Source organism: Kitasatospora indigofera (assembly GCF_014655955.1).
In the GTDB taxonomy this organism is placed as follows: Bacteria; Actinomycetota; Actinomycetes; order Streptomycetales; family Streptomycetaceae; genus Kitasatospora; species Kitasatospora indigofera.
The window spans coordinates 36,678-60,931 of sequence record NZ_BNBO01000008.1 but is presented as its reverse complement, the minus strand read 5'-3'; the positions used below and the strand labels follow the sequence as shown (position 1 = coordinate 60,931).

The window sequence follows — 24,254 nt, the reverse complement described above, 5'->3', positions numbered from 1 at the left end:
GCGGACGGGCCGTGCCCGGCCGCCGGGGGTCCGCATCGGCGGGCCGGTCAGCCGACCTCGGCGGGTTCGGGTTCCACGATGTGGTTCAGCCTGGAGTGGTGGACGCTGTAGCCGAAGTAGACGGCGGCGGCGACGGCGAGGGCCGCGCCGGCGAACAGGTAGACCTTCGGGTCGAGGCCGTAGATCAGGTAGCCGCAGAACCCGACGCTGAGCAGCGGGGTGACCGGGTAGCCGGGCACCTTGAACCCGCGGGCCAGGCCGGGCTGGGTGCGGCGCAGCACGATCACGCCGATCGAGACCACCGAGAAGGCGACCAGGGTGCCGAGGCTGGTGAGGTCGGTGAGGATGTCCAGCGGCACGAAGGCGGCCAGGGCGGCGACGGCGGTGCCGACCACCAGGGTGTTCCAGACCGGGGTGCCGGTGCGCGGGGAGAGCTCCGCGAACTTCTTCGGCAGCATGCCGTCGCGGCCCATGGAGTAGAGGATCCGGGTCTGGCCGTAGATCACCACGAGGGTGACGCTGAAGATCGAGATGATCGCGCCGAAGGCGAACATCATGGCCGGCCAGCTCTGGCCGGTGATGTCCTGGAGGATCTGGGCGAGTCCGGCCTCCTGGCCGTCGAACCTGCTCCAGTGCTGGGCGCCGAGGGCGGCGATCGCGACGCCGATGTACAGCAGGGTGACCACGACCAGCGAGATGATGATCGCCAGCGGCAGGGTGCGGCGCGGGTTCTTGACCTCCTCGCCGGCGGTGGAGACGGCGTCCAGGCCGATGAAGGAGAAGAAGATGCTGGAGGCGGCCAGCTGGACGCCGCTCGCACCGAACGGCATGAAGTCGCTGAGGTTGCCGGAGCGGAATCCGCTGAGGCCGATCACCACGAAGAGCAGCAGGATGAAGATCTTGATGCCGACCATGGTGGCGTTGACCTTGGCGGACTCGCTGACCCCGCGCACGAGCAGGAAGCAGACCATCCCCACCAGGATCACGGCGGGCAGGTTGAAGTAGCCGCCGTGGCCCGGGGCGGAGGCCAGGAACTCGGGTATCCGCACACCGAGGGCCAGGTCGAGGAACTTGTTCAGGTACTCGCCCCAGCTGACGGCGATCGCCGAGGCGGAGACGCCGTACTCCAGCAGCAGGCAGACGCCGACGCCGAAGGCCACGCCCTCGCCGAGGGTGGCGTAGGCGTAGGAGTAGGAGGAGCCGGAGGCGGGGATGGCGGAGGCCATCTCGGCGTAGCAGAGGGCGGTGAGGCCCGCGGTGACCGCCGCCAGGACGAAGGACAGGATGACGGCGGGCCCGGCGTCGGGCACCGCGCTGCTCAGGACGAAGAAGATGCCGGTGCCGACGGTCGCCCCGATGCCGATCGCGGAGAGCTGCCAGAGCCCGATCGTGCGCTTCAGGTGGATGCCCGAGCGTCCGCCGCCGGCCGGTGCGCCGGCCGGGAGTTCGTCCCGGCCCTCGCTCTCCGCGATCAGGGTGGCGACGGGCTTCCGCCTGAGGAGTCGTTCGCCGAGGGTGGTGGTGCTGGCCAAAACGTGGATCCTTCTGGGCGGGGAGAGGGTGTTCCTTGCCGCCGGTCACCCGATGGGCCGTGGGGTGCCATCGGGGACCAACCGAACAAAGATGGGACAGTACCCCGCGAATGCACCAGTGTCGCAAACGAACAGTCCGGACGGTCGCATTGGACGATTCGTCGAGTATGTCCGCACAAACCGGACACTTCGCGGGCGACGTACCGCCGTACCGGGTGGTAGGGGTGCGCCGGCTCAGCCGCCCAGCACCGCCTGCATCACCGAGCGGGCGATCGGGGCGGCCAGGCCGCCGCCGGTGACGTCGGTGGCGTCGCTGTCGGCGACGACCACGGCGACGGCCACCGGGGGCACCTCGCCGGAGCCGGCCGGCCTGGCCCAGGAGATGAACCAGGCGTACGGGGTGCCGGTGTTGTCGACGCCCTGCTGGGCGGTGCCGGTCTTGCCCCCGACGGTGGCGCCGCGGATCTTCGCGTTGGTGCCGGTGCCCTTCTCCACCACGTCGGTCATCAGCCGCTGGACCTGGGCGGCGACGGCCGGACTGAGGGCCTGCTTGTACGTCCGCGGCTCCATCACCTGCACGGCCGTGCCGTCGCTGCGGGTCAGCCTGTCCACAAGCTGTGGATACATCACCGTGCCGTTGTTGGCGACGCCCGCCGCGACCATGGCCATCACCAGCGGGGTGGCGGCGGTGTCGAACTGCCCGATCGACGAGAGCGCGAGCTGCGACTCGTCCATCTTCTCGTCGAAGTTGGAGCGGGCCGCCCGGAACGGGATGTCCAGCTTCGCGTCGTTGAAGCCGAAGTCCCGCGCCGTCGAGAGCATGCCGTCCAGCCCGGTCCGCACCCCGAGGTACCCCAGCACGCTGTTGCAGGAGTAGATCATCGCGGTGTCCAGCGAGAGGTTCGGCCGGTTGCACACCGGGGTGTCGTTGACCAGCGGTGTCGTGGTGCCGGGCAGCACGTACGGGTAGGGGGCCCCAGTCGGCGCGTCGATGTCGGTCACCGTGCCGGCGGCCAGCGCCGCCCCCGCGGTGACCACCTTGAAGGTGGAGCCCGGCGGGTAGATCTGCCGCAGGGCCCGGTTGAGCATCGGCTGGTTGGTGTCGGCCTGCAGCTTGTCCCAGGCCTGCTGGTCGGCGGCGGAGGTGCCGGCGAAGGAGCCGGGGTCGTAGCCCGGGGTGCTGGCCAGCGCCAGGATCCGGCCGGTGGCGGGCTCGATCGCGGCGACCGCGCCCTTCTGGCTGCCCAGGCCCTTCGTCGCGGCCTGCTGGGCGGCCTTGTCGATCGTGGTGTAGACGTCACCGCCGGGGTTCTGCTTCCGGGCGATCGCGTCCCACAGCGCCCAGCCGGCCAGCCGGGGGTCGGTGCCGGAGAGGACGTCGTCCTCGGTGCCCTCCAGCTGGGTGTTGCCGTAGGTCTGCGAGGAGTAGCCGGTGACCGCGGCGTACAGCGGGCCGTCGGTGTACGTACGCCGGTAGTCGTAGCGGCCGCCGGTGGGGACGGAGCCGGTCACGGTGTCGTGGCCGACCAGGATGTTGCCGCGCGGCTGGCTGTAGCGCTCCACCGTCAGGCGCTGGTTGGCGGGGTTGTGGTCGAGCTCCTTCGCCTGGAAGACCTGCACCCGGGTGGCCTGGGCGGCCAGCGCCACGATCAGCAGCACGCAGAAGGTGCCGGCCCGGCGCCCGGTGGTGGAGATGCCCGGCAGCCCCTGCGGGCCGCCCGCCGAGGAGCCGGCCCGGCCCCGGCGCGGCATCAGCCCTCCTCCGGCCGCGGCGCGGGGCGCCGGGCCACGTCGCTCATCCGCACCAGCAGCGCGACGATGATCCAGTTGGTCACCACCGAGGAGCCGCCCTGGGCGATGAACGGCAGCGTCATGCCGGTCAGCGGGATCAGGTCGAGGACGCCGCCGGCCACCACGAAGACCTGGATGCCGACGATCGCGGCCAGCCCGATCGCCAGCAGCCGGCCGAACGGGTCGGTGAGCGCGATGCCCGTCCGGAACCCCCGCGAGACCAGCAGCGCGTACAGCAGGAACAGCGCGATCAGGCCGGTCAGGCCGAGCTCCTCGCCGATGGTGGCGAGGATGAAGTCCGACTTCGCGGCGAAGCCGATCAGGATCGAGTGGCCGTTGCCGAGACCGGTGCCGAGCAGGCCGCCCCAGGCGAAGGCGAACAGGGACTGGGCGATCTGGTTGGCGCCCCGGCCGGCCTCGATCGAGCCGAGCGGGTCGAGCCAGTCGGTGACCCGGCTGTGCACGTGCGGGGAGAGCCGGCCGACGCCGGCCGCGCCGACCGCCGCCAGCAGCAGCCCGATGGCGATCCAGCCGCTGCGGGCGGTGGCCACGTAGAGCATGACCACGAAGAGGCCGAAGAAGAGCAGCGAGGTGCCGAGGTCCGTCTCCAGCACCAGGACCCCGACGAAGGCCGCCCAGATCAGCAGCACCGGCCCGAGCACCCGGCCGACCGGCAGCTGCACCCCCCAGATCCGGCGGCCGGTCAGGGCCAGCGCGTCCCGGTGGACGGCCAGGTAGGCGGCGAAGAACACCGCCAGCAGGATCTTGGCGAACTCGCCCGGCTGGAACGAGAGCGGCCCGACGGTGATCCAGATCCGCGAGCCGTACACCGGGGGGAAGAGCACCGGCAGCACCAGCAGCACCAGCGCCACCAGCGCGCCGCTGTAGGCGTAGCGCTGCAGCCGCTTGTGGTCGCGCAGCAGCAGCACCACCCCGATGAACAGCGCGACCCCGAGGGTCGACCAGAGCAGCTGGGTGGGGGCGGCCTCGCTGCGCGGGGTGGCCCGGTCCAGCCGGTAGATGACGACCAGTCCGACCCCGTTGAGCAGGATCGCGATCGGCAGCAGCAGCGGGTCCGCGTACGGCGCCCGGCGGCGGATCACGCCGTGCGCCAGCAGGGCGAGGACGCCTAGCGCCGCACCGTACCCGGCGGCGCCGGAGGGCACCGAGCCGTCGATGTTGACGCCGACCTCGATGTAGCCGAGCACGGCGATCAGGACGGCGGCCAGCACCAGGGCGAGTTCGGTGTTGCGGCGGGTGCGCACCGGCCGGGGCCGGGGGGTCGACCTCGCCACCGCGGATGGGGTCGCCACGGACCGTCCTGTCGGGGCTCGTCGGGGTGGGTCGGGCGGGCGGGGCCCGGCCCCCGGTCGCGGGGGCCGCACGGACGGCCCCGGGGGCGGCGCGGCCGCCGCCCGCCCGCCCCCGGAGTGCCGCGGGAGGAGCCTCAGACGCCCGCGGTGTGCGCCTGCGCGGACTTCATGGCGGTCTTCAGGTGCTCCTCCGCCTCGTCGGACAGCGAGGTCTGGATGATCTCGCCGCCGTACTGGGCCAGCGCCGGGACGACCTTGTCCGCGGTCGCCGTCCGGACCAGCAGGAACAGCGCGGCGCTGCCCGGCTGGAGCTTCTCGCCGACGGTGCGCATGAAGTTGTCGTCCACCCCGATGTCGGTGGAGGCGCCGACGGCCGCGCCGGTGGCGCCGCCGATCGCCGCGCCGAGGAAGGGCATGAAGAAGAGCAGGCCGATCACCCCGCCCCAGAGCGCGCCGGAGGCCGCGCCCGCGCCCGTGGTGCTCACCGCCTGGTGGAGCTTGATCTTGCCGTCGTCGCGGCGCTCCACGACGACCACGTCCTCCAGGTCGATCAGCTTCTGCTTCTGCAGGCCGAGGGCTTCGCTGCGGACCGCCTGGGCGGTGGCGACATCCGGGTAGGCGATCGCGAACAGGTTGCTCACGGGGGAGGTCCTTCCAACTCGTCGAGCGTGCCGGCCGGGCGCGGGGCAGCCGGTACGGCGGCCCCCTGGCCCTGCGCGTCACCCTAGCGAGCAATAGCCATATTTATTTCCTTTGGTGCCGGTGTGTCCCGTTTTTGCCGCCCGGCGACCGCGGGCCCGCCCGCCACCTGCCCCGGCCGCCACTCGCCCCGCCCGCCACCTGCCCCGCCCCGGCGGCGCTCAGCCGGTACGGCGCCCCGCCAGCGCGCAGGCGCCCGCCGCGGCCACCGCCAGCAGCACCGCGGCCGGCACGAGCGCCGCCCACGGTTGGCCCACCCGCCCCGACCGCGAGGCGTCCACCAGCTCCCGGACGGCCGCGTTCGCCGGCGACAGCGGCGCCACCAGCGCGAGGGTCGCCGCCGCGAGCGCCAGCGGGATCCCGTACTGCCCGCGCAGCAGCACCGGCCGGTTGCAGAGCGCGCCGACCGCCACCCCCAGCAGGACGCACACCGCGGAGGCCAGCAGGCCGGCCGACAGGGCCGCCCCCAGCGGCGCCGGCGGCACCTTGCGGTTACTGACCGGGCCGCTCACCGCCCACAGTGCGAGCGTCCCGCCGACCGCCAGCAGCAGGCCCGCCGAGAGCGCCGTCAGCAGCGCCGCCACCTGCACCCGGGGGGCGGTGGCCACCGCCGTCAGGCAGGCCCGCGAGGCGGCCGGCTCCGCCGTCACCACCACCCGCACCAGCCAGGCGGTGACCGGCAGCAGCACCGCCGCGCCGACCGCCTGGCTGCCGAGCAGCGGATCACCGATCGACACGGCGATCACCATCAGCAGCGTGTACGCCAGGACGGGCGGCAGCCAGCCGTAGGAGCGCAGCAGCAGGGCCGCCTGATAGCGGACCAGCGCCCTCACGGGGCCGCCTCCACGACCGGCTCCACGACCGGGGCCCCGGCCGGCTCCGCATCCCGGCCCCCGCCGCCCTCGGCGTCCCCCTGGCCGGCGGCCGGCGCCTCGGCCACCGGGTCCGTCAGGCGACGGACCGCCAGCACCCGGACGGCCGAAGGGCCGTCGAGCAGCCGGCGCAGCAGCGCGTCCGACTGCCCGGCCCGGACGGTGAGCCGCACGGCGGTGCCGGCCAGCGGGGTGCGCTCCGGGTCGCCGGGCAGCCGGGCGGGCAGCAGCCCGGCCAGCGGGCCGTCCGGGGAGTCCGCGTCGATCTCGACCAGGGGGCCCGGCGCCCCGCCCTCCCCGCTCGCGTCGGCCGGCAGGCGGTGCAGCGCCCCGTCCTCCCCCACCCGGTAGCCGTCGGTGGCCAGTCCGGCCAGGCGGCCGGGGTCGTGGTCGACGAACAGGACGACGCCGCCGAGCGCGGCCCGCTCGGCGGCGGCCTCGTCCAGCAGGGACCTGGCCGCCCGGTCCAGTCCCGTCCACGCCTCGTCCAGCAGCAGCAGGTCGGCCTCGGCGAGCAGGGCCTGCGCGACCGCGACCTTCTGGCAGGTGCCCTTGGAGAGGCGGCTCATCGGGGTGCCGGCCTGGGCGGTGACCCCCAGCCGCTCCAGCCAGCCGTCCGCCCGCCGGCGCGCCTCGGCGGCCGGCAGTCCGTGCACCCGGCCGAGCGCGGCCAGGTAGGTACGGGCGTCGAAGGGCAGCGCGGGCGGGAACCGCTCGGGCACGTACGCCCGCCGCCGGGGCCGCCGCACCCGCCCCTCGCTGGGCCGTTCGATCCCGGCGGCCAGCTTGAGCAGAGTGGACTTGCCGCTGCCGTTGGGCCCCTCGATCCGCACCAGCGCGCCCGGCTCCAGGGCCAGGTCGGCGCCCCGCAGGACCCACCGCCCGCCCCGGCCGTAGCGCTTGCCGACACCGTCCAACCGCATCCGCCGCCCCCATCCCTTTGCTCGGCAGGGTAGTTCGCCGCGTGTTCGGACGGCGTCAGGGCGGCCCCCGCGTTCGCCATCGCGAACTGATGATCCCTAGGATTCGCCGGGTGACTACCGACCGACGACCGACGGCCAGGCTCGGCAGCCTGTTGGCCGCTCTCGCGATAGCGGGCGGTGCGCTGCTCAGCGGCCTGCCCGCCCATGCCGACGAACCATCAGGCGGCGCCACCGCCAAGGCCACCGGGGAGGCCCCCAAGGTCGACCTCGTCCTGGACGTCAGCGGCTCCATGCGGGCCGCCGACATCGAGGGGAAGAGCCGCATCTCGGTGGCCCAGCAATCGCTGAACGAGGTGATCGACGCCCTGCCGCCGGAGACCGACTTCGGCATCCGCACCCTCGGCGCCAACTACCCGGGCGACGACAAGGCGCAGGGCTGCCTGGACACCAAGCAGCTCTTCCCGGTGGGCAAGACCAACAAGGTGGAGGCGAAGACCGCCGTCGCCACCCTGCGGCCCACCGGCTGGACCCCGATCGGCCTCGCCCTGCGCGGCGCCGCCCAGGACCTCGGCAAGGGCGAGACCACCCGCCGGGTGGTGCTGATCACCGACGGCGAGGACTCCTGCGCCCCGCCGGACCCGTGCGACGTGGCCCGTGAACTCGCCGCCCAGGGCATCCACCTGGTGGTCGACACGCTCGGCCTGGCGCACGACGACAAGACCCGCCAGCAGCTGCTCTGCATCGCCAACGCCACCGGCGGCACCTACACCGACGTACGGACCCAGGAGCAGCTCACCGACAAGGTGAAGCAGCTGGTGGACCGCTCGGTGGACACCTACACCGTGACCCCGACCAAGACCGCCGGCACCGACACCTGCGCGACCGCGCCGGTGCTGACCCCCGGCGTCTACAGCGACCGGGAGAAGTTCTCCGAGCACCGGGTCTACCGGGTGCCCGTGCAGGCCGGCCAGGAGCTGCGCGCCTCGGTCAGCGTCTCCGTCGACCGGGCGGTGGCCCGCGACTACGGCGTACTGCTGCAGGCGACCAGCACCGCCGGACAGGAACTCGTCCGGGGCACCGACGCGGGCAGCGGCCGCACCGACGTGGCCTCCACCGGCCTGCGCTGGTCGGCCTCGATGACCTCCGCCTCGCCGACCGCCTCGGCCTCGGCCTCGGCCTCGCCGAGCGGCGCCGCCCGGACGGACGTCTGCCTGGTGATCAGCAACTCGCTGGCCCCGCAGCCGGGGGTGGCGGCCGATCCCGGACTGCCGCTGGAGCTGACCGTCGACCTGGCGGCGGCCTCCCCGGCCCCGGACGGCCCGGCGATGGGACTCGGCCACGGCTGGATCCTGCTGCTGGTGCTGACCCTCGCCGGCCTGCTCACCGGCCTGCTCTTCGGCTGGATCGCACGCTGGCGCATCGCTGTCTGGCGGGAGAACTGACCATGCGTACCCCTCTCAGGACCTCGCTCGCCGCCCTCGCCCTGGCCCCGGTGCTGGTGCCGCTGGCGGCCCCCGCCGCCTCGGCCGCCTCGCCGTCCCCCTCGCCCTCGGCGAGCAGCACGGCGCCCAGCAGCAAGGTCGGGACCACCTTCCTGACCGCGACCACGCTGGCGCCCGGCCAGGACGCCAAGGTGTCCGCGTCCACCGGTGACTACCTCTACTGGGCCTTCGCCGCGGCCGAGGGCCAGACGCCCACCCTCTCGCTGAACGTCACGCTGGCCCCGGCCGCCGACCGGCACGGCCCGCAGACCTGGAGCGTGGAGGTCTTCGACGGCCTGCGCCGCCGCCAGTCCTGCACCGCCGGCACCCAGAACGCGACCGGCGAGGCCACCGCGGCCTCCCTGGCACTCGGCTGCACGCTGCGCCAGGTCCGTTCCTGGGCCGAGCCGTGGTCCGGCGACCCGCTGCCGGGCACGTACTACGTCCGGCTCTCGGTGGCCGACGCACCGCAGCAGGACCTCGGCCTCGCCGCCTCCGTCCAGCTGCACATCGCCACCAAGGGCGGCCAGGACGACGCCCAGCCCGAGGGCGGCTCGCTGAAGGCGCCGCTGGTGCCGCCGGTCAACGCCGGTGCCACCGCCGCTCCGGGCAGCACCGCGGTGCCGGCCGCCGGCGCCCGCGCGGCCGCCCCGGCCGAGCCCGAGTCGCACTGGTACACCGGCTGGTTCTCCGGCTGGAACAGCCGCTGGTTCTGGACGGTCGCCGGCGGCGCGCTGGCCGCCCTGGCGGGCGTCGCGGGCTACACGCTCACCCGCCACCCGCGCGGGCGGCGGCCGGCCCGGTACGGCGCCGTCCCGCCGCAGGCCCAGCCGCAGGGGTCGAGCCAGGCACCCGCCCCGGGCCAGTACCCGGGCTCCGGGCAGCGCTGACCGCCAACCGCACGCCGGACGGCGGCGGGAGCACGGCGAAGGGCCCGGCCGGAGAGGATCTCTCCGGCCGGGCCCTTCCGTCCGTCAGGCCGGCCTGTTCAGGGCCGGCCCGGCGGACGCCGCCCGCCCGGGAGACCCGGGCGGGCACGGCATCAGCTGCGGCCGGCGCGGCGGCGGCTGAGGAAGACAGCGCCACCACCCAGCGCGAGCAGCGCGGCGCCACCGGCCGAGATGGCGATGGTCTGCGTGCTGTTGCCACCGGTGCTGGCGAGGTTCTCGGACGGCGTGGTGGAGACCGGCGCGACGGTCGGGTTACCGACCGGGCCCGCGTCGGTGGGCACCGGCGCCGGGGCCGAGGACGACGAGCTCGGGGTCGCCGAGGTGGTCGGCGTGGCCGAGGTGGTGGGGGTCGCCGACGGCGAGACCGAGGCCGACGGGCTGGCGCTGGTGCTCGGGGTGACCGTGGCGGTCGGCGAGACGGTGGCGGTCGGCGACGGCGAGGTCGACGGCTTCACCGTGGCGGTGGGGCTGGGGCTGTTCGTCGGGGTGGGCTTGCACGGCTTGCCGCCGTTCCACGCCGTGATCAGGTCCTTCGGGAAGACCGCGTTCGGGTACTTCGGCAGCGGCGCGCTGACACCGTCGTGCTTCTTGTCGGTGCCGTACAGGTCGATCTGCCCGAAGCAGGTCGGCGCGTACTTGGTGACGTCCAGGGTGGCCTGACGCTTGTCGCTGCTGAGCACCGTGGTGTCCCAGCCGAGGAAGGTCTGGGTGCCGGACTTGGCCCAGGTCGGGCCCTCGGTGTTGTACGAGGCCAGCGAGACCTTGTACTCGCAGCCCTCGGCGGGCTTCGACTTGGGGTCGAGGCGGACCTGGATCTTGGTGGACGGCTCGGACAGCCGGCCGTCCTCCGTCCAGTGCGCGCCGTTGTCGACGGAGTACTGCACGCTGACCGAGTCGCAGCGCGAACCATGGGCCTGCGCGGTGCCGGCGAGGAGGACGGGGGAGGTCACGGCTATGCCGACAGCGGCCAGCGCCGGCAGCGACCTGCGAAGTGATCGGGTCACGGGGGATGCTCCTTCAAGCGGTGATCGCCTGGTCCCGGTGCGGGGTAACACGGCCGGGAGCTTAGTGGTGCGAAGGGGTGACAGTACACGAGCGAACCCGGCCGCCCGCGGCTGGGTCACCGGCCGCGCGGCCGGCCGCAGGTCACCTCAGGTCGGCCGTACACGTAGGGATCTGACGCCGTCACGCCTCCCGGCCGGCGGGGGTGCGGAGGGGGCCGCCGGACGGGCCGTTCGAGGGCCCTGCGGCCGGCCCGCGGGCGCCGGCCGGAGGGACCGGCCGTCAGTACCCGACGGTGAACCTGGCCCGGTGGTGGCGCGGCCGCTCGGCCTCGTCGAGCAGCGCCACCGCGAGGTCCTCCATCGAGATGGACGACTCGCCCCGCGCGTCGACCAGCAACTCGTCCGCACCCAGCCGGTACCCGCCGGTGCGCACGCCCGGCTCCAGCAGGGCGGCCGGGCTCAGGTACGCCCAGTCCACCGCCGTGTCGGCCCGGCAGACCGCCAACTGCTCGGCGCAGGCCTCGGCGATCGGCCGCCAGCCGGCGGGGAACGCCGGGTCGTCGGTCACCAGGGCGCCACCGGTACCCGGCACGGTCAGGCTGCCCGCCCCGCCGACCACCAGCAGCCGGACGCCGGTCCGGGCGAGGCCGGCCAGCAGCGCGCGGGTGGTGGCGGCGAACTCCCCCTCCCGGCCGGGCGCCGGGCGGGTCGCACTGATCACGAGGTCCTGATCCTTGCTCAGCCGGACCACGTCCTCGGGCTCCCCCGCGTCACCGGTCCTGGCCAGGGCGGCCGGGTCCAGCTCGGCGAACCGGGCGGCGTCCCGGACGACGGCGGTCACCTCGTGCCCCCGCGACAGCGCCTCGGCCACCACCCGGCTCCCGACGTTCCCGGCCGCCCCGAACACGGTGATGCGCATACCTGTCAGCTCCTTCGTACGGCGTTCGGATTCAACATTCGGCTTCGACGTTCGGCTTCGACGTTCTGCGTGCTGCGTGCTGCGTGCTGCGGGGCGGTCGACGGCCGGCCCGGACGGGCGGCACGGCCCCGCCCGGTCAGCCGACCAGGCCGCCGGCGCCCGACCGCGCGACGGTCCCGGCGCCACCGGACGGGCGCTCCCCCGCGGCGCCCGTCCCGGTCGCGGCCCGGCCCGCCCCGACGTGGTCCGGCCCCGCCCCGGCGTGGTCCGGCCCGGCCGCGACCCGTCGCTCGGGCCGCCGGAGCTGGGCCGTGACCAGCGCGCCGAGCACGATCGCGCCGCCCAGCCCCTGGGCGGGAGTGAGGTCCTGACCGAGCGCGAGCCAGCCGACCAGGGTGGCCACCACCGGGCTCAGCAACCCCAGGAAGGTGACGCTGGTGGGCGTCAGCGCACGGATCCCGCGGAACCAGAGCGCGTAGGCGACGGCGGCGCCGACGATCGTCAGGTAGCCGTAGCCGAGCAGGTTCCGGGCGGTCAGGCCGGCGGGCGGGGGCCCTTCGACGAGCAGGGCGACCGGGAGCAGCAGCAGCCCGCCCGCCACCAGCTGCCAGCCGGTGGTGGCGAGCAGCGGCGCGGGCGACACCCATCGCTTGCTGAGCACGACCCCGGCGGCCATCACGACGGCACCGCCGAGCGCGGCGGCGACCCCGATCCCGTCGAGGCGGGCACCGGCGCGCAGCACCAGCAGGCTGACCCCGGCGACCCCGGCGACGGCCGACAGGACGGTCCGCAGGGTGAGGCGTTCGCCGAGCAGGCCGGCCGCGAGCCCGGCGACCAGCAGCGGCTGGACGGCGCCGACGGTGGCGGCGACCCCGCCGGGCAGCCGGTAGGCGGCGACGAAGAGCAGCGCGAAGAAGGCCCCGATGTTGAGCGCTCCGAGCACCAGGGCGCGGAGCCACCAGATGCCCTTCGGCAGCCGCCGGGTGAGCAGGACGAGCAGCAGGCCGGCCGGCAGCGCCCGGACCACTCCGGCGAGCAACGGGCGGCCGGGTGGCAGCAGTTCGGTCGTGACGAGGTAGGTGGTGCCCCAGACGGCGGGCGCCAGCGCGGTCACCAGGATGATTCCGATCCGATTCCTTAGCACTAAGACAAAGTAACTCACCGCTAAGAGATTGACTAGACTGGAGCCGTGACGGATCACGTGGACAAGCTCCTTGAGCAGTGGCACCGCGAGCGCCCCGACCTCGACGTGTCGCCGATGGCGGTGATCGGGCGCCTCAAGCGGCTCACCCGGCTGATCGAGGCCGACCTGCGCCGCACCTTCGCCGAGCACGGGCTCGACCCCGCGTCCTTCGACGTGCTGGCCACCCTCCGGCGCAGCGGACCGCCCTACCGGCTGACGCCCGCCGAGCTGATGCGGACGTCCATGGTCACCTCCGGCGCCGTCACCCAGCGGCTGGACCGCCTGGAGGCCCGCGGCCTGGTCGCCCGCACCCCCAGCGAGTCGGACGGCCGGGTGGTGCACGTCGCCCTCACCGCCGACGGGCACGCCCTGATCGACCAGGCCCTGCCCGACCACGTCGCCACCGAGCACCGCCTGCTCGCCGGCCTCACCGCCCCCCGGCGCGCCGACCTCGCCGACACCCTGCGCGACCTGCTGGAGTCCCTCGGCGACGCGTCCGACTGATCCGCCCGACGGGACGCCCGGCCCCGCGAATTCGACGACGGCTCCCCTTCGGGCGGCCCGCGTCACGGACGACCCCGCACAGCGCGGAGATCCCGTCCGGTCACGGGGACAGGACGGGATCTCACGACCGCTCGCGTGGCCGCCGGGACCGGGTGGAGGGGATCGAACCCTGGCCTCCAGCCGTCCGCGGTGTACACCCCCGGGGCCTTCGGCGACCGGCCCGACCGGCGTTCCCGGACGCCACGGGTACGGCGCCACCGCGTCCGACCTGGCGTGGCCTGTGGTGCTTGGCCGCAGTCCGCGCAGGACTCCCGCCCCGGTCCAGGAGTCCCTGTGCCCGACGGCCGGGGCCAGGGGCCGCGCTGCCGGCCCCTCCCGAGCCCGGGCCGGCGCCACGTCCCGGTGCCGGCGAGTCAGCTCCTCGACCGGGCCGGAGGACGGGAGACGCCGCGGGACCGGCCGACGGACTCGGTACGCCAGGCGTGGTGCGCCCGGAGGAGATGAGCACGCTGGTCGGGATCGGTGTCGCGGAGCACCATGCGCAGGGTGATCAGGTCGCGCAGGCCGCGGGCCAGGTCGGCCGTCGCGCGCCGCGGGCGCCGCAGGAGGCGGACGAGCAACCCGAGGACGAGAGGCGTGGCGATCAGGGCCAGGTGGGGGTTCATCGGGTCGGTACTCCTCGTAGTCCGTTCGGTGTCGGTTCGGGCAAGAGCCGGCCGGCCTGTCGAGTACCAGGGATAGCCTGGACGGGCCTTCAAAGGCTTGATGTGAACAAGGTTGAACCGTTGGGTCAGGGGCGCCAGGTGAGCGATGCGGGGGCCGGGGGGCCCAGGGGCGCCCACAGCGAGTTGGTCGCGTGCCTGCGGGAGGCGATGACCGACCGGAAGATGAGGCAGTCCCAACTCGCCAAGGCGGCGGGAGTCTCCGCGGCGACGGTCAGCAACATCCTCAACGAGAGGTCCGTGCCGACCGTCGACAGCCTCGGCCTGCTCGCGGGCGCCCTCGGCTTCACCGAGGCGCGACTGAAGGAACTGCACAGACTGCGGGACCAGGCGGACGTGCGCAAGCACCGCCTCGGCGCCTACCTGGCCGCCGCCCGGCAGGCCGCCCGCGAGCACCCCTACCCGGGAGTGCTGCCCGGCGCCTCGCCGCCGCTCGCCACCGTCTACCTGCGTCAGCAGGCGACCCGGCAGCGCAGGCATGAATCCCAGGTCAACGGCGACACGGCCGGGCCGCTGGACATCCGCGCAGGATCGCGGGCCGCCGACGAGATCCTGGCCGGCGGGCAGACCTGTGTGGTCGTCGCAGGGCCGGGCGGCGGCAAGACCAGTCTGCTGCGTACCCGCCTCGCCGACTGCGTCGAGCACTGGTTGAACGGCCGTGGCGAGGACGTGGTACCGGTGCTGGTCCCGGCGGCGGCCCTGGCCGGGCGCCCGCTGACCCAGGCCCTCGCCGCAGCCGCGACCGCCGATCTCGCTTCGCACGGCCTGGTGGACGAACTCACCCCGGCGTTCTTCGCCACCCCGCCGCAGCCGGGTGTGCGCTGGCTCCTGCTGGTCGACGGCTTGGACGAGATGACCGACCCCGCCGCAAGGCACGAGGTACTGCGCGCCCTTGCCGCTGTCGCCGGGGGCGAGCACGCCGGGCTGTACCGCTTCGTCGTGGCCACCCGCCCCCTGCCCGACGGCGAGCTCGACGTCCTGGGCCTCGGGGTACCGCGCTACGACCTGCAGCCCTTCAGCCCCGACGACCTGCGGCCGGTCGCCAACGGATGGTTCCGCGCCCTCGGCCTGGCAGACCCCGACTCTGCCGCCGAGCGGTTCGTCGACGCCATGCGCCGCACCCGGCTGGCCGACCTGGCCCGCATCCCGCTGATGGCCTCGATGCTCTGCCAGCTCCACGCCGCCGCCCCCGGCCGGCCGCTGCCCGCCGGCCGCGGACAGATCTACCGGGACTTCATCCGCCTGCTGCACAGGCAGCAGCACACCCCCGCCCTGGCGAGGCTCCGGATCCAGGACCGCGCCGGCGTCGAACGCTACGGATCCGCCGCCCGCGCCCAGGCGGAGCGCACCCTCGACCACCTCCAGGACCTCATCGCCCTGCTCGCGGCCGAACGCCACCGGGGAAACACGCTCCCCGCGATCACCGTTCTGGAGGCCCGGCCCGAGGCGCAGCGGCCCCCGCGGGTACCGCAGGACGAATGGCACGCCTTCCTGATCGCCAGCCTGTGCCGCAGCGGCCTGCTGACCGTCCGCGCGGGCGAGGTCGTCTTCCTCCACCAGACCCTCTTGGAACACCTGGCCGCCCGCCATGCCACCCGGGACCACGGGACCCGCACCCGTACGCTCCATCAGATCTTCCATCGCCCCGGCGGATACAGATGGTTGAGCACGGCGCCGGGCGGGCCGCGGAGACAGTGGTTCCGCAGGTACTGGGACCCACCCCTCGAACACTCCTCGTACGTCGGTTTCCTCCTCGACGCCGCCCACGAAGGCGACCCCGGCGCCGCCACCTCGCACCTGGCCCGCCTGGTTCCCCCTCGCGGAGGACTGAGCGGCTGCCGCTTCATCGCGGCACAGGCCCAACTCGGAACACTCCTCCCCGAGGAGGTCGTCCGCGCAGCCGCCGACATGTTCGCCGACCTCGCCCGCAACTCCGCCCTGGACGGGTCCTACCGTCTGAAGTCGGCCGAGACCCTGGCCAAGCTCCAACCCTCCCGGGCCGCCGACGTGTACGCCGGCCTCGCCGACGACACCACCCTCGACGGCAGCACCCGTATGGTGGCGGCCCGAGCGCTCGCCAAGCTCGAAGCCCCGCGCGCCGCCGACGTGTACGCCGGCCTCGCCCGCGACTCCACCTTCGACGGGTACTACCGCATGGCGGCCGCCCGAGCGGTGGCCGGGCTCGAAGCCGCACGTGCTGCCGACGTCTACGCCGGCCTCGCCGACGACACCACCCTCGACGGGTACGACCGCATGGAGACGGTCGAAACCCTGGCCGGACTCGGCGACGGACGCACCGCCGAGCTGCTCGCCCGGCTCGCCGACGACACCACGCTCCACGATCACTTCCGGGTCAGGGCCGCCGGGGACCTCGCCGAACGACACGACGACCACGCCGCCGAGCTGCTCTCCCGCCTCGTCCGTGACTCCACCCTGGACGGGTACTACCGCCTGAGGGCGGCCGAGGCCCTGGCCAAGCTCCAACCCTCCCGGGCCGCCGACGTCTACGCCGGCCTCGCCGACGACACCACCCTCGACGGCAGCGCCCGCCCGACGGCGGCCCGGGAGCTCGCCGAGCTGGACGGCCACCGGGCCGAAGGGGCCGGGCTGCTCCGCGCCCTCGTCGACGACACCACCCTGACCGGCATCAACCGCGCCCATGCCGCCCGCAGCCTGGCCCAGCTCCACGGCCACCGGGCCGAAGGCGCCGGGCTGCTCCGCGCCCTCGCCGACGACACCACCCTGACCGGCATCAACCGCGCCCATGCCGCCCGCAGCCTGGCCCAGCTCGACGGCCACCGGGCCGAAGGCGCCACACGGCTGGCCCACCTCGCCGCCGACACCGCCCTCAACGGCATCGGTCCCCACGGCAGTACCCGCATGTGGGCGGTCCGAGCGCTCGCCGAGCTGGACGCCGCGCGTGCCGCCGACCTGTACGCCGGCCTCGTCAACGACCCCACCCTCGACGGGTACGACCGTCTGGAGGCCGCCGAGACCCTGGCCGGACTCGGCGACGGACGCACCGCCGCCCTGCTGGCCGATCTGGCGCACGACAGCACCCTTGACGGGCCCTATCGCCTGAAGGCTGCCAGGGGTCTCGCGGAACTGGACGGGCACCGGGCCGAGGGCACCGGGCTGCTGGGCGCCCTCGCCGACGACACCACCCTCACCGATGTCAGCCGCGCCCATGCCGCCCGCAGCCTGGCCGAACTCGACGGGCACCGAACCGAAGGCGTTGTTCTGCCTGCCGGTCGGCCCGGAGCGACCGGATGACCGGGTGACCGGATCCGCAGAACAGCTCCGAGCCGGCCCGCCCCGGAACAACGGGGCCCTACGACGGACTCACCACGCCGCCACTCACCGCCGAAGCTCCCGAGCCCCCGGAGCAGTTGCTGCATTCACTGCTGTACAGACGCTCAAAGGCCCTCCCGGACGATCCCGGGAGGGCCTTTGACATTGGGTGGAGCTGAGGGGATTCGAACCCCTGACCCCCTCGATGCGAACGAGGTGCGCTACCGGACTGCGCCACAGCCCCAACGAGAAGAAACTTTAGCACCTTTCGGAGGTGGCTCGTGACCACCTCCGGCCGGAGCGCCCTGGTGAGGTGCGGGGCGCTCCCGGCGGGGTCATTCGTTGGCGGCCCGGGGGCGGGTGTCGTAGCCGTCCTCGGCCGGGGCGGCGGCGGGCGGTTCGGCGTACTGGTCGAAGAGCGGGGTGCTGCGGGGCTCGGCCGGGCGGCCGGCCGTCCAGGTGCCCGGGGCGCCGAGGTCGAGGCCGCGGGTGACCCGGGGGGCGACCGGCGCGGTGACGTAGGTCGGCAGCGGGACGGGGACGGGCTCCCAGGAGTCGGGGCCGGCGGCGCCGCGCTCGCGGATGCCGTCCACCCACTCCTCGTGGTCGGTCGCCTCGACCAGGGCGGAGGCCGCCGTGGCCGGACGGACGTCGTGCGGGGCCGGGTCGGCGGCGATCCGCAGGTGCGGGCGGCCGCGGTCGGCGGCGTGGGCCGCGTCGTACGGGGTCTCCCGGGGGGAGGCCGCCGCGCGCTCCGGCCGGGTGTCCTCGGCCCGGGCCTCATCGGGCCGGGCAGAGTCGGCCCGGGCCGCGTCGTGGCGCCCCTGGTCCGGACGGCCCGGCTCGCGCCGCCCGCTCTCCTGACGTCCCTGATCCTGGCGCCCCTGCTCCTGGCGCCCCGCGTCGGACCGGCCGGCCTCGGCCCGCCGGTTCTCCCGCTGGCGCAGCCGCTCGGCGGCCTGCGCCGCGCGGTCCCGGTCGAGCTTGACCTCGAAGCGCTGGCGTTCCAGCTTGCGCAGGTGGCCGATGTAGAGGGTCAGCAGGGCGGCCGGCACCGCCGGGGCCCAGAGGAAGGCCAGCCCGAGGACCGCCGCGGCGATCGCCCCGAGGGCGAAGGCCAGGAAGAGCACGGTGACCATCCGGCGGCGCCGGGCCAGCAGCCGGGCGCGGCGCTCGGCCCCGAGCCGACGCTCGGACGGCCGCTCCGCCGCGCGCTCGGAGGCCCGCTCGCCGCTCCGGGGGACGTGCCCCTCCTGCGCCGGGGGCGTGCTCCGTCCCGCGGGCACGCCGGGGACCGCCCGGTCGTCGGGAGCGGGGCGCTCGCCGCCGGCCGGGTCGCTCTCGGGACGGTCGTCGTCGGGAAGGTCGCCCTGGAGGCGCCCGTCGTCGGACCGCCCGTCGTCGGACGGCTCGTCGCCGGACCGCCCCTCGGCGCCCGGGTCGTCCCCGGTCCGGTCGTCCGTGCTCCGCTCGTCGCGCACGTCGTCGCCCAGGACCCGGGATGCCCGCCGCTCCATCGCCGAACGCCCGGCCAGCAGGCGGATGGCGGTACTGAAGCGTTCCGTCGGGCGCGCCTCGTTGAGCTCGTCCTGCCTGCGGAGCCACATCGGCACCAGATAGGCGGCCCAGGCCCCTACGATGACCGCGTAGATAAGGCCGCTACTGCTCACGTTTCACACCGTACGGGCGTCGGGGAAGGCCTGGCAGCAATTTGGCACGGCGTGTCGTGTGATCAAGCTGATTCTCCGACTATTTTGCCGGTATTTGTGCCCCTCCGTGGGGGCAGCGATGCCATATCGATATTATTTTCGAACATATATTCAATTTCCAGCTTCACGACCGGACCTGATCCTCCGCCAGCGCTCCAGCATGCCTTCCGGCACCTCCTCGGCGGTCAGCGCGTAGACGAGGTGGTCCCGCCAGTCACCGTCGATGTGGAGATACCGGGGGCGCATTCCCTCCGAACGGAACCCCAGCTTTTCCACCACCCGGCGGCTCGGCATGTTCTCCGGCCGGATGCACACCTCGATCCGGTGCAGCCCCAGCACCTCGAAACAGTGCTCCACCGAAAGCGCGACCGCCGTGGGCATGATGCCCCGTCCGGCCACCGCCTCGTCGATCCAGTAGCCGACGTTCGCCGAACACATCGAGCCCCAGGTGATGCCGCCCACGGTCAGCTGGCCGGCCAGCTGCCCCCGGTGGAGCACCACGAAGGGCAGCATCCGCCCGGCCGAGGCCTCCCCGCGCAGGTAGCGCACCATCTGCCGGTAGGTGGGACGCGGTCCGGCGGGCCGGCCGGCCGGGGACGGCGGCACGGTCGCCTCCCAGCGCCGCAGCCAGTCCCGGTTGCGGCGGCTGACCTCCTGCCAGTCCCGCTGGTCACGCGCCCTGATCGGGCGCAGCGTGACGTCCCCCTCGTGGAGTTCGACCGGCCAGCCGGCGTTCAGTGCGCGCTCCCGTCCGCGGCGTGGGACGCACCGGAGGCGTGCCGGGCCCCGGAACCTCCGGAGGCGCCCGGGCCCGCCGCCCCGGCCGCGTCGGGGCGGGGGTGGTCACCGCCGGCGAGCTGGTCGACGGCGTGGGCGAGCAGCGGCGCCAGGACGGCCAGCCCGTCCTTCACACCGCCGGTGGACCCCGGCAGGTTGACGATCAGGGTGCGGCCGGCCAGGCCGGCGAGGCCACGGGAGAGGGCCGAGGTGGGGACCTTCTCGCGGCCGTGGGCCCGGATCGCCTCGGGGATGCCGGGGATCTGCCGGTCGACGACCCGGGCGGTCATCTCGGGGGTGAGGTCCATCGGCGAGATGCCGGTGCCGCCGGTGGTCAGCACCACGTCGTAGCCGGCCGCGACGGCCTCCCGCAGGACGGCCTCGACCGGGTCGCCGTCGGGCACGACCCGGGGGCCGTCCGCCGCGAAGCCCATCGCCCGCAGGCCGGCCACCAGCAGCGGACCGCCCTTGTCCTCGTACACTCCGGCCGAGGCGCGGTTGGACACGGTGACGGCGAGCGCCCTCATGAGGTGCTCCCCGGGGCGGGCTGTTCACCGGAGTGCCAGTCGCCGCTCTTGCCGCCGGTCTTGCTGAGCACCCGCACGTGCTCGACGGAGGCGCCCTTGTCGACGGCCTTGACCATGTCGATGACGGCGAGGCCGGCGACCGCCACAGCGGTCAGCGCCTCCATCTCGACGCCGGTGCGGTCGGCCGTCCGCACGGTGGCGGTGATCTCGACCGCCTCGTCGGTGACGGTGAGGTCGACCTTGACGCCGGAGATCGCGATCGGGTGGCAGAGCGGGATCAGCTCGGGGGTCTTCTTGGCCCCCATGATCCCGGCGATCCGGGCCACCGCGAGCGCGTCGCCCTTGGGCACGCCCTCGCCGCGCAGCAGTTCGACGACCCGGGGGGAGACCCGTACCCGTCCGGCGGCGACCGCCGTACGCACGGTGGTCGCCTTCTCGGAGACGTCGACCATGCGGGCCGCGCCGCTGTCGTCGACGTGGGTGAGGCGGTCGCCGGGTGGTGTGGTCGTCACGGGTGCTCCAGGAGGACGGGTCGAATACCGCGCTACCGTACCCCCAGGGCCGCCCGCCGGGTGGGACGGGCCGACGGGTGAGCGGTGTCGTCGCCCGGTCGCCGGGGTCCCGGCCAGGACGGCCGGCCCGGCCGGGGAGCCGCGGCCGGTGGCGGTGCCGCCCGCGCTGCCGGTGACCGTGCCGCGTGCGGCCGTCGGGCGGCGGCCGTCAGGCGGTGAGCAGGACGACGTCGACCTCGGTGCCGGCCGGCAGCACGGTGACCTCCTCGGGGACGGTGATCAGGCAGTTCGCCCGGGCCAGCGCGCCGACCAGGTGCGAGCCCTCGCCGCCGACCGGCTCCAGCCGGCCGTCGGGGGTGTAGCGGCCGCGCAGGAACTGCCGGCGGCCGGCCGGCGAGCGCAGCTCGACCGGGCAGACCGCGCGGACCACCGGGCGGTGCACGTCGGGGGCGCCGAGCATGGTCCGGATGACCGGGCGGACGAACAGCTCGAAGGAGATGTAGGCGCTGACCGGGTTGCCCGGCAGTGCCAGCAGGGGGATGCCGGCCGGGCCGCCGATCATGCCGAAGCCCTGCGGCTTGCCGGGCTGCATCCGCAGCTTCCGGAAGTCCACGCTGCCGGCCCCGCCATCGCCCTGGAGCGCCTCCTTGACCACGTCGTAGGCGCCGACGCTGACGCCGCCGCTGGTGACGATGAGGTCGGCCCGGCCGAGCTGGTCCTCCAGGACGGCCCGCAGCACCGCCGCGTCGTCGGGCACGCCGCCGACCCGGTAGGCGACGGCGCCGGCGTCCAGGGCCGCGGCGGTGAGGGTGAAGCTGTTGGAGTCGGAGATCTGCCCGGGGCCGACCGGCTCGCCGGGCTGGACCAGCTCGCTGCCGGTGGAGAGGACCACCACGCGCGGCCGCGGGCGGACCCGCACGCTGCCGCGGCCGACCGCCGCGAGCAGGCCGAGCTGGGTGGGGCCGAGCAGGGTGCCGGCGTCGAGGATCCGGTCCCCGGTGGCGATGTCGCTGCCCCGGCGGCGGATGTGGGCGCCGGGCGCGACCGGGCGCAGCACCCGGACCTCCTCGTCGGCGACCGGTGCGGTCATCGCCTCGGCGGCCCGGCCGGTGCCGGTGCCGCCGTCGGTCCACTCGACCGGTGCGACGGCCTCGGCGCCGGGGGGCATCGGGGCGCCGGTCATGATCCGGGCGGCCTGGCCGGGGCCCACCTTGGGCAGCTCCCCGGCGCCGGCCGCGATGTCGCCGACCACGGTCAGCACCGAGGGGTACTCCCCCGTGGCACCGACCGTGTCGGCGGTACGGACCGCGTAGCCGTCCATCGAGCTGTTGTCGAAGGGCGGCAGGTCACCGGTGGCGACCACGTCCTCGTCGAGCCGGCAGCCCTGGGCGTCGAGCAGCTGCAGCTCGATCGCGGGCAGGACGGTGACGCCGGCCAGGACGTCCGCGAGGTGTTCGTCGACCGTCCACATCCGGGGGGCGGCGACGGGCGATGCCTGGTCCGCGGTGCCGTCGCAGCAGGCTGCGGGGTCGGTGGTGCGCTCCGTGGGCCCGGTCATCGCTCTCTCGCTCTCAGTCGTCGGTTCAGTCCTGCATCTCGTCGCGGACGAACTCCTTCAGCCAGGAACGGAATTCCGGGCCGAGGTCCTCGCGCTCGGACGCCAGTCGGACGATAGCGCGCAGGTAGTCCGCACGGTCGCCGGTGTCGTAGCGGCGGCCCTTGAAGAGCACGCCGTGCACCGGGCCGCCGGCGTCCTCGCCGTGACCGGCGAGCACCCGCAGGGCGTCGGTCAGCTGGATCTCGCCGCCGCGGCCGGGCGGGGTGTCGCGCAGGACGTCGAAGACGGCCGGGTCCAGGATGTAGCGGCCGATCACGGCGTAGTTGGAGGGCGCGTCGGAGGTGTCCGGCTTCTCGACCAGGTCGGTCACCTGGAAGACGTCGTCGCCGAAGCCATTGGGCTTGACCGCCGCGCAGCCGTACAGGTGGATCTGGGAGGGCAGGACCTCCATCAACGCGACCACGGAACCGCCGAGTTCCTGCTGGACCTCGATCATGCGGGAGAGCAGCGGGTCACGCGGGTCGATCAGGTCGTCGCCCAGCAGGACGGCGAACGGCTGGCCGGCGACGTGCTGTTCGGCGACCAGGACGGCGTGCCCGAGACCCTTCGGGTCCCCCTGGCGGACGTAGTGCATGTTGGCCAGCTCGACGGACTCGCGGACCCGGCGCAGGCGGTCCTGGTCGCCCTTGCGGACGAGCAGCTCCTCCAGCTCGTAGGCGCGGTCGAAGTGGTCCTCAAGAGCGCGCTTGTTGCGGCCGGTCACCATCAGTATGTCGGAGAGGCCGGCCGCGGAGGCCTCCTCGACGACGTACTGGATGGCCGGCTTGTCCACGACCGGCAGCATCTCCTTCGGTGTGGCCTTGGTGGCCGGCAGGAAGCGGGTCCCCAGGCCGGCTGCGGGCACCACGGCCTTGGTCACAGGAGTGCGGGAGGACGTCGTCATTCGTTTACCTTACTAAGGCGTGTTTAGACCGGGCTGTGAGCAGGATGAAGCCGCTATGAACAACGGTCACGGCCTGCGGCGACAGCACCGGGCGGGGCCGGATCCACGGCGGAGGTGAGGGCCCCCTCGCCGTTACTGGGCGACAGGCTACCCGGATCGGATGAACGGTCGCGCATCGCCTCCGCGCGGGGGCGCCCCGGACGGTCCGGGGAGGACTCCTCCGGCGCCGCGGGGCCGGTCAGGTCCCGGGCGGGGGCGGGGGCCGCCGGGGGCTCCACGGCGGGGCGCGGGGGGCCGGCTCCGCGCCAGCAGTCGCCACCGGCCTGCTTGGCCTCGGTGAGCGCCCGGTCGGCGGCCCGCAGCAGCAGGGCCGCGTGGGCGCCGTCCCGGGGGAGGACGGCGATGCCGACGGCGGCGGTCAGGCCGTTCCCGTCGGCCGGGCGCGGCTCACGGGGGCTCGAGGACCAGTCCAGCAGACGGTGCCGGCGCACCGACCAGACCAGCCGCTCGGCGACCTGCACGGCGCCCTCGACGCCGGTGTCGGGCAGCAGCACCAGGAACTCCTGGCCGCCGTAGCGGCCGAGGGTGTCCGAGCGGCGGATCTCCATGCCCAGGCGCTGGACGAGGTCGCGCAGTATGGCGTTGCCCCGGCCCCGGCCCTGCTCGGCGATGATCGCGTCGAAGCCGGAGATCTCCAGCATCAGCAGGGCCAGCGGGTGCGGCTGGTCCAGCCGGTCGGCCCGCTGGTCGGCCCGGCGGGCCCGCTCGATCTCCCGGCCGAGGGTGAGCTGCAGGTGCCGGTAGTTCCACGCCCCGGTGAGCGGGTCGCAGGAGGCGGTGCGCTCCAGCTCGGCGCAGCGCTCCTCCAGTTCGGTGATCCGCCCGCGCAGGCCCGCCTCGCGCAGGGCCGTGCCGGTGGCGCCCCGGCGCAGCCGGACCCCGAGCAGGGTGGCGCCGGCGAGCGCCGGAACGCTCAGGACGGCCATGGCCTGGACCAGCAGCGCGGTGGACATTCGGGGCGCCTTCCGCATGTCAGGCTCTGAC

Annotated in this window: 21 protein-coding genes and 1 tRNA gene; 4 read left to right on the top strand and 18 right to left on the bottom strand. The window is 74.5% G+C overall.

From position 1 onward, the window contains the following. Window positions 1-47: 47 nt before the first annotated feature. From IE329_RS10335 to IE329_RS10310, 6 genes are all read right to left on the bottom strand, one after another. Window positions 48-1,532: an amino acid permease gene (locus IE329_RS10335; RefSeq protein ID WP_229927330.1), complete on the bottom strand. Its 1,485-nt coding sequence runs from the start codon at window positions 1,530-1,532 to the stop codon at window positions 48-50. Window positions 1,533-1,766: 234 nt separating this feature from the next. Beyond that, window positions 1,767-3,284, bottom strand: coding sequence for a penicillin-binding transpeptidase domain-containing protein (locus IE329_RS10330; protein WP_190210553.1), 1,518 nt, complete (start codon window positions 3,282-3,284; stop codon window positions 1,767-1,769). After that, entirely contained in the window at window positions 3,284-4,636 is a 1,353-nt protein-coding gene (locus tag IE329_RS10325; protein ID WP_190210552.1) for an FtsW/RodA/SpoVE family cell cycle protein, read from the bottom strand. Before IE329_RS10325 ends, IE329_RS10330 begins: the two co-directional genes overlap by 1 nt. Window positions 4,637-4,770: 134 nt before the next feature. Beyond that, the gene (locus tag IE329_RS10320; RefSeq protein ID WP_190210551.1) at window positions 4,771-5,277 is read right to left on the bottom strand and encodes a DUF1269 domain-containing protein; all 507 of its coding nucleotides are present in this window, start codon (window positions 5,275-5,277) and stop codon (window positions 4,771-4,773) included. A gap of 219 nt (window positions 5,278-5,496) precedes the next feature. Then, window positions 5,497-6,168: an ABC transporter gene (locus IE329_RS10315; protein ID WP_190210550.1), complete on the bottom strand. Its 672-nt coding sequence runs from the start codon at window positions 6,166-6,168 to the stop codon at window positions 5,497-5,499. Then, window positions 6,165-7,130 carry an ABC transporter ATP-binding protein gene (locus IE329_RS10310; protein WP_190210549.1) on the bottom strand — a complete coding sequence of 322 codons (966 nt, stop codon included), beginning with the start codon at window positions 7,128-7,130 and terminating at the stop codon, window positions 6,165-6,167. The genes IE329_RS10315 and IE329_RS10310 overlap by 4 nt, the downstream gene beginning before the upstream one ends. Window positions 7,131-7,240: 110 nt before the next feature. Between IE329_RS10310 and IE329_RS10305 the strand changes: the two genes are divergently transcribed. Both IE329_RS10305 and IE329_RS10300 read left to right on the top strand, forming a co-directional pair. After that, a complete protein-coding gene (locus tag IE329_RS10305; RefSeq protein ID WP_229927329.1) occupies window positions 7,241-8,572 on the top strand; it encodes a VWA domain-containing protein in 1,332 nt (443 codons plus the stop codon). A gap of 2 nt (window positions 8,573-8,574) precedes the next feature. Beyond that, a complete protein-coding gene (locus IE329_RS10300; protein ID WP_229927328.1) occupies window positions 8,575-9,501 on the top strand; it encodes a peptidase in 927 nt (308 codons plus the stop codon). Window positions 9,502-9,653: 152 nt separating this feature from the next. Here IE329_RS10300 and IE329_RS41825 read toward each other — a convergent pair whose 3' ends face one another. From IE329_RS41825 to IE329_RS10285, 3 genes are all read right to left on the bottom strand, one after another. After that, complete coding sequence (locus IE329_RS41825; RefSeq protein WP_190210547.1) at window positions 9,654-10,565, bottom strand: LAETG motif-containing sortase-dependent surface protein; 912 nt, start codon at window positions 10,563-10,565, stop codon at window positions 9,654-9,656. Window positions 10,566-10,845: 280 nt separating this feature from the next. Continuing rightward, window positions 10,846-11,484, bottom strand: a complete 639-nt coding sequence (locus tag IE329_RS10290; RefSeq protein WP_190210546.1) for an NAD(P)-dependent oxidoreductase — start codon at window positions 11,482-11,484, stop codon at window positions 10,846-10,848. A gap of 136 nt (window positions 11,485-11,620) precedes the next feature. Beyond that, window positions 11,621-12,628, bottom strand: coding sequence for an EamA family transporter (locus IE329_RS10285; RefSeq protein ID WP_190210545.1), 1,008 nt, complete (start codon window positions 12,626-12,628; stop codon window positions 11,621-11,623). A gap of 45 nt (window positions 12,629-12,673) precedes the next feature. Here IE329_RS10285 and IE329_RS10280 point away from each other — a divergent pair, with 45 nt between their 5' ends. Next, window positions 12,674-13,171 (top strand): MarR family winged helix-turn-helix transcriptional regulator, encoded by a 498-nt coding sequence (locus IE329_RS10280; RefSeq protein ID WP_190210544.1) that lies wholly within the window; start codon window positions 12,674-12,676, stop codon window positions 13,169-13,171. Window positions 13,172-13,584: 413 nt separating this feature from the next. Here the strand turns inward: IE329_RS10280 and IE329_RS10275 are convergent, their stop codons facing one another. Then, window positions 13,585-13,836, bottom strand: a complete 252-nt coding sequence (locus IE329_RS10275) for a hypothetical protein (protein ID WP_190210543.1) — start codon at window positions 13,834-13,836, stop codon at window positions 13,585-13,587. On the opposite strand from IE329_RS10275, the gene IE329_RS10270 reads away from it, so the two are divergent. Then, window positions 13,825-17,166, top strand: a complete 3,342-nt coding sequence (locus tag IE329_RS10270) for a helix-turn-helix domain-containing protein (protein ID WP_268257270.1) — start codon at window positions 13,825-13,827, stop codon at window positions 17,164-17,166. The two genes, IE329_RS10275 and IE329_RS10270, sit on opposite strands and share 12 nt — an antisense overlap. Window positions 17,167-17,354: 188 nt before the next feature. On the opposite strand, the gene IE329_RS10265 is transcribed toward IE329_RS10270, so the two are convergent. The 8 genes from IE329_RS10265 to IE329_RS10230 form a co-directional block, all read right to left on the bottom strand. Next, window positions 17,355-17,428: transfer RNA gene (locus IE329_RS10265), tRNA-Ala, on the bottom strand. Window positions 17,429-17,519: 91 nt separating this feature from the next. After that, window positions 17,520-18,854: a divisome protein SepX/GlpR gene (gene sepX, locus IE329_RS10260; RefSeq protein WP_190210541.1), complete on the bottom strand. Its 1,335-nt coding sequence runs from the start codon at window positions 18,852-18,854 to the stop codon at window positions 17,520-17,522. 150 nt (window positions 18,855-19,004) lie between these two features. Continuing rightward, window positions 19,005-19,631 carry a GNAT family N-acetyltransferase gene (locus IE329_RS10255; RefSeq protein WP_190210648.1) on the bottom strand — a complete coding sequence of 209 codons (627 nt, stop codon included), beginning with the start codon at window positions 19,629-19,631 and terminating at the stop codon, window positions 19,005-19,007. After that, window positions 19,628-20,197, bottom strand: coding sequence for a MogA/MoaB family molybdenum cofactor biosynthesis protein (locus tag IE329_RS10250; protein ID WP_190210540.1), 570 nt, complete (start codon window positions 20,195-20,197; stop codon window positions 19,628-19,630). Before IE329_RS10250 ends, IE329_RS10255 begins: the two co-directional genes overlap by 4 nt. Next, complete coding sequence (gene moaC / locus IE329_RS10245; RefSeq protein ID WP_229927347.1) at window positions 20,194-20,649, bottom strand: cyclic pyranopterin monophosphate synthase MoaC; 456 nt, start codon at window positions 20,647-20,649, stop codon at window positions 20,194-20,196. The genes IE329_RS10250 and moaC overlap by 4 nt, the downstream gene beginning before the upstream one ends. Before the next feature lie 268 nt (window positions 20,650-20,917). Continuing rightward, window positions 20,918-22,180, bottom strand: a complete 1,263-nt coding sequence (gene glp, locus IE329_RS10240) for a molybdotransferase-like divisome protein Glp (protein ID WP_229927346.1) — start codon at window positions 22,178-22,180, stop codon at window positions 20,918-20,920. A 112-nt stretch (window positions 22,181-22,292) separates the two neighbouring features. Beyond that, window positions 22,293-23,210: a UTP--glucose-1-phosphate uridylyltransferase GalU gene (gene galU / locus IE329_RS10235; RefSeq protein WP_190210537.1), complete on the bottom strand. Its 918-nt coding sequence runs from the start codon at window positions 23,208-23,210 to the stop codon at window positions 22,293-22,295. A 53-nt stretch (window positions 23,211-23,263) separates the two neighbouring features. After that, window positions 23,264-24,223, bottom strand: a complete 960-nt coding sequence (locus IE329_RS10230; RefSeq protein WP_190210536.1) for a GGDEF domain-containing protein — start codon at window positions 24,221-24,223, stop codon at window positions 23,264-23,266. Window positions 24,224-24,254 lie beyond the last annotated feature (31 nt).

What these genes read in the sequence shown, in the direction of transcription:
- IE329_RS10330 (WP_190210553.1), bottom strand. Translation starts at nt 3,284, where the DNA reads ATGCCGCGCCGGGGCCGGGCCGGCTCCTCGGCGGGCGGCCCGCAGGGG.
- IE329_RS10310 (WP_190210549.1), bottom strand. Translation starts at nt 7,130, where the DNA reads ATGCGGTTGGACGGTGTCGGCAAGCGCTACGGCCGGGGCGGGCGGTGG.
- IE329_RS10300 (WP_229927328.1), top strand. Translation starts at nt 8,575, where the DNA reads ATGCGTACCCCTCTCAGGACCTCGCTCGCCGCCCTCGCCCTGGCCCCG.
- IE329_RS10290 (WP_190210546.1), bottom strand. Translation starts at nt 11,484, where the DNA reads ATGCGCATCACCGTGTTCGGGGCGGCCGGGAACGTCGGGAGCCGGGTG.
- IE329_RS10275 (WP_190210543.1), bottom strand. Translation starts at nt 13,836, where the DNA reads ATGAACCCCCACCTGGCCCTGATCGCCACGCCTCTCGTCCTCGGGTTG.
- IE329_RS10250 (WP_190210540.1), bottom strand. Translation starts at nt 20,197, where the DNA reads ATGAGGGCGCTCGCCGTCACCGTGTCCAACCGCGCCTCGGCCGGAGTG.
- moaC (WP_229927347.1), bottom strand. Translation starts at nt 20,649, where the DNA reads ATGGTCGACGTCTCCGAGAAGGCGACCACCGTGCGTACGGCGGTCGCC.
- glp (WP_229927346.1), bottom strand. Translation starts at nt 22,180, where the DNA reads ATGTGGACGGTCGACGAACACCTCGCGGACGTCCTGGCCGGCGTCACC.
- galU (WP_190210537.1), bottom strand. Translation starts at nt 23,210, where the DNA reads ATGACGACGTCCTCCCGCACTCCTGTGACCAAGGCCGTGGTGCCCGCA.
- IE329_RS10230 (WP_190210536.1), bottom strand. Translation starts at nt 24,223, where the DNA reads ATGTCCACCGCGCTGCTGGTCCAGGCCATGGCCGTCCTGAGCGTTCCG.